At 64.5% G+C, this 3,553-nt stretch carries 5 protein-coding genes; all 5 read right to left on the reverse strand.

Features of this window, described 5'->3' with window-relative positions; all coding sequences use genetic code 11:
- The coding region (locus G1C94_RS07555; RefSeq protein WP_172147231.1) for a RusA family crossover junction endodeoxyribonuclease at positions 1-361 on the reverse strand (361 nt) is incomplete at its 3' end.
- 111 nt (positions 362-472) lie between these two features.
- The gene (locus G1C94_RS07560; protein WP_253902378.1) at positions 473-1,372 is read right to left on the reverse strand and encodes a DNA-methyltransferase; all 900 of its coding nucleotides are present in this window, start codon (positions 1,370-1,372) and stop codon (positions 473-475) included.
- A complete protein-coding gene (locus G1C94_RS07565) occupies positions 1,369-2,649 on the reverse strand; it encodes a DEAD/DEAH box helicase (RefSeq protein ID WP_172147232.1) in 1,281 nt (426 codons plus the stop codon). The genes G1C94_RS07560 and G1C94_RS07565 overlap by 4 nt, the downstream gene beginning before the upstream one ends.
- Before the next feature lie 42 nt (positions 2,650-2,691).
- Positions 2,692-3,162, reverse strand: coding sequence for a single-stranded DNA-binding protein (gene ssb / locus G1C94_RS07570; protein WP_172147233.1), 471 nt, complete (start codon positions 3,160-3,162; stop codon positions 2,692-2,694).
- A partial coding sequence (locus G1C94_RS07575; RefSeq protein ID WP_172147234.1) for a hypothetical protein occupies positions 3,159-3,553 on the reverse strand: 395 nt, incomplete at its 5' end. The genes G1C94_RS07575 and ssb, both read right to left, overlap by 4 nt.

Consider the following 3,553-nt stretch of genomic DNA (forward strand, 5'->3'; position numbering starts at 1 on the left):
CATACCAGCCCTTATGCTGGCTGCGTTCGCCGGCCCGGTAGTCGGGGCCGATAAGATGCTTGCCGTCATCGTCCGGCCACCATCCGGCGTCGGTGAGCGCGTCCAGGATGGCCTTGACCATCGGGGCTGCGTTCTCCGGGTCGAACCTGCCAGAAGTAAGCGGATGGACGGTGGCGGTGACATGCACCGGGAACCGTGACGGCACGGAATCCGGGCGTGCGTGTTTGAACGCCAACGCCTGCAATCGGGCGCGTTGTTTGACCGCCCGCGTGTGCGCGTATTTCACCTGCCAAGAGCCTCGCCGGTTCTGCGTCCACCACTCGTTGCGCGGGATGTCGAAGCGAATCTCAATCGGTGTCATCGTCGGCCTCCTGTTCGCATTCGGGGCACGGGATGGGACGCGCGGGAAACAGCCGGCACCCGTGCCGTTCGCAGACCGGCTCCACGTCGGGCGGTTCGATCCGTTCGCGCGTCATGCGTCCTCCTCGCCGAACAGGGTGGGCGCGGACAGTTTGGATTCAAGCTCGCGCACCAGTTGCACCGAGGCCTTCCAGTAGGAGGGTTTCAGTTCGATGCTCATGCCGCGCCGTCCGAGTTTGAGCGCGGTGTATACGGTCGAGCCGATGCCGCCGAACGGGTCGAACACCAGTTCGCCCTTGTTGCTCCACAAGCGCACGCACCGTTCGATGAAGCCCAGTTGCAATGGGCAGATGTGCCGTTCGTCGCCGTCCTCCCTGCCCAGTCGTTCGTTGAGGGTGTCGGTCTCGCGGATGTCCCACCACACCGGCTCGGCCCATTTGATCCATTCCTCGTTACTCACATCGTTCTTGATCGGCACAGCATTCTCGCCGGGCTTGCGGAACATGAGCAGGTAGTCCGCCAATGCGGGGCGGCTCATGCTGCTGTCCCTGTTCTTCGTGACGAACATCAGGGACTGCGCCTTGGTGCGGATGGCCTGAGCCTGCGGGTTCTTGTTGACCGTGACCTCGCCGTGGAAGACCCAGCCGGCAGCCACATACGCCCTGATGACGTCGCCCCTGAAGTCGGTCAGCCCGACCACCCCGTCGGAGGCTTTGGTCGTGGTCAGTTGCTGGACGTGGACGCACGCGATGCGCCCCGGTTTCGTGACCCGCAACAGCTCGCGGATCACGAAACCGTAGTTTTCGATGAACGATTCGCGGCTGTCGTTGTTGCCCAAGTCCCTGATGGAGTCGGAGTACACGTACAGGCTGGCGAACGGCGGCGAACTCACGCTCAAATCCACGCTGTCCGCGTCCATCTCGCCCATGCGTTCGCACGAGTCGCCCAACCACAGCGTCCAGCCGTCGCCCTTGGCCTCGTCGGTGACATACATGTCATTCTTCGTCATCATGCGACCTTCCCGTAATCATTGGTCTCGTTCATGGTTTTCACCAGCTCGTCGCTCAGGCCGGTGGCCTGGCGTTCCTTGCGGGTGATGTTCTCCGCGATCTCGCGCTCCAAATCGGAGACGACCACATGCACGTCCACGACGCGCTGCTGGCCGAACCGGTAGCAGCGGCGGATCGACTGGTAGTAGGATTCCCACGAGTCGTTCAACCCGCAGAACACCATGCGCGCGCAGTTCTGCCAGTTCAACCCGAACGACGCCATCGACCCCTTGGTGATCAGCACGCGGATCGTGCCGTCCGCGAAGTCGAGGAACGCTTGCGCCTTTTCCTCCGGCGACATCGCGCCCTTGACGTTCACGCTGCCGGGAATGAGCCGGTTGAGCATGTCGGCCTCGTCGTTCAGCCCCGCCCAGATGACCCACTGCTCTTCCGGCTCACGGTTGACCAGCTCGACGCAACGGTTCACACGGTCAGCGAGGGTTTCCTTGCGCACCCTTGCACGCCCGCCCACGCCGCCGAGGTCGGCGGCGAACAACTGGCCGTCTGGGATGCTGCCGCGATACGCCACCGTGTCCACGGTCTGGTTCAAGCCGGGCAGCTCGTATCCCGTGTCGTCGCCGCCAATGTCGCTCGGTTTGCGCAACGCCATCGCCCACTGCGACATCCACCGCATCATCGGCCTGACCGCATGGCCCTTCAACCGCCAGCCGTCCGTGTCGTGCACGAAATACGCGGCCAGCATCCTCACCCTGGTCGAATGGCCCAAGAACTCGGCCTGATTGCACAACTCCTCCGGGTCGTTCGGCGCAGGCGTCGCCGTGCAGGCAAGCCGGAACCGCGTGGACGCGAACGCCTCGATCAGCATCCTGCGGGTCTTGCCGTCCGACTGCTTCAGGATCGACGCCTCGTCCAACACCACCGCATCGAACACGCCCGTGTCGAGCTTGGGCACGCGCTCGTAATTCGTGATCCAGAACCCGCCGCCCGCGACCTCCGACCCGTCGCGCACGTACCGCACGCCCATATCAAGCTGTGCGGCTTCCCTGATGGTCTGCTGGCAGACCGCCAGCGGCGCTAGAATGAGACCCGTGCCCTGTCCGGCGCACACGAGGCGCAGCCACTCCAACTGCATTCGGGTCTTGCCAAGCCCGGTGTCGGCCCAAATGGCCGCACGCCCCACCCGGCAGGCCCACTGGACGATGCGCTTCTGCCAGTCGAACAGGCTCGTGTGGATGTCGCGCGGGCTAACGGTGATGCCAGTCTCCGGCTCGCGCGACATCTTCCTTTCCAAAAACTCCCCGTAATCCACTGCCAACCCCTTTCAGAACGCCGGTTCCGTCTCGCCGCCGTTGCTCCACGGGTCGGCACCGTCATCGCCCTGCGGCTGGCCCCATGGGTTCGACGCCACCGCACCCTGCGGGGTTTGCGGGCCGCTCTGCGCCTTCGTCACCTGCGCGGTCGCGTACTGCAACGACGGGCCGATATGCCGCACGTTCACCTCGGTGCCGTAACGCGGCGTCCCGTCCTGCGCCTGCCACTGGGTATCACGCTCATTGCCGACGACGATGACCTGCATGCCCTTGTGCAGGGACGCTGCCACATGCTGCGCGAGCTGGTTCCAGACCACGCACTTCTTACCGCTCTTGTCGCCGTCCACCCAATTGCCCTGCCCGTCCTGGCGGCGGTTCGTGGCGATCACGGTGAACTGCGCGACCGCCTTGCCGGACTGCGTGGTGCGCAACACCGGCTCGTCGGCCAGATTGCCGACAATCAAAATCTGAGGCGTGCTCATTCCGCCTGCTCCTTTTCGTTGTTCTGGTTTTCGTTGTCCCGGTTGCCGGAAGACGCATCCGAGCTGGTCTTGGCGTATTCCCTGAGCGCTTCCTTGGTGCGTGACGCCACCAGGTCGGGGGCGCTCAACAGGTTCTCCGCGTCGATCTGCGACAGGTAGCGCGCGGAATCGATGTCGCGCCCGGCCAGCGCCCTGAACACGACGCGGGCCTTCTCGGGGCTGTCCACGCCGGCGTTGAACACCAGCCGGTTGATGGCGTCGGACTGTCCCGTCGTGGCCATGACCTCGCCATCCTGCACCGGCACCTCCTCGGATGCCTTGTCCTCCGATTGCGTCTCCTCGACGGGATCGGCCTGCGCGGACTGCACCGTCTGGTTGTCGGACTGCTGCA

It is taken from the genome of Bifidobacterium panos (genome assembly GCF_012932445.1).
Taxonomy (GTDB): domain Bacteria; phylum Actinomycetota; class Actinomycetes; order Actinomycetales; family Bifidobacteriaceae; genus Bifidobacterium; species Bifidobacterium panos.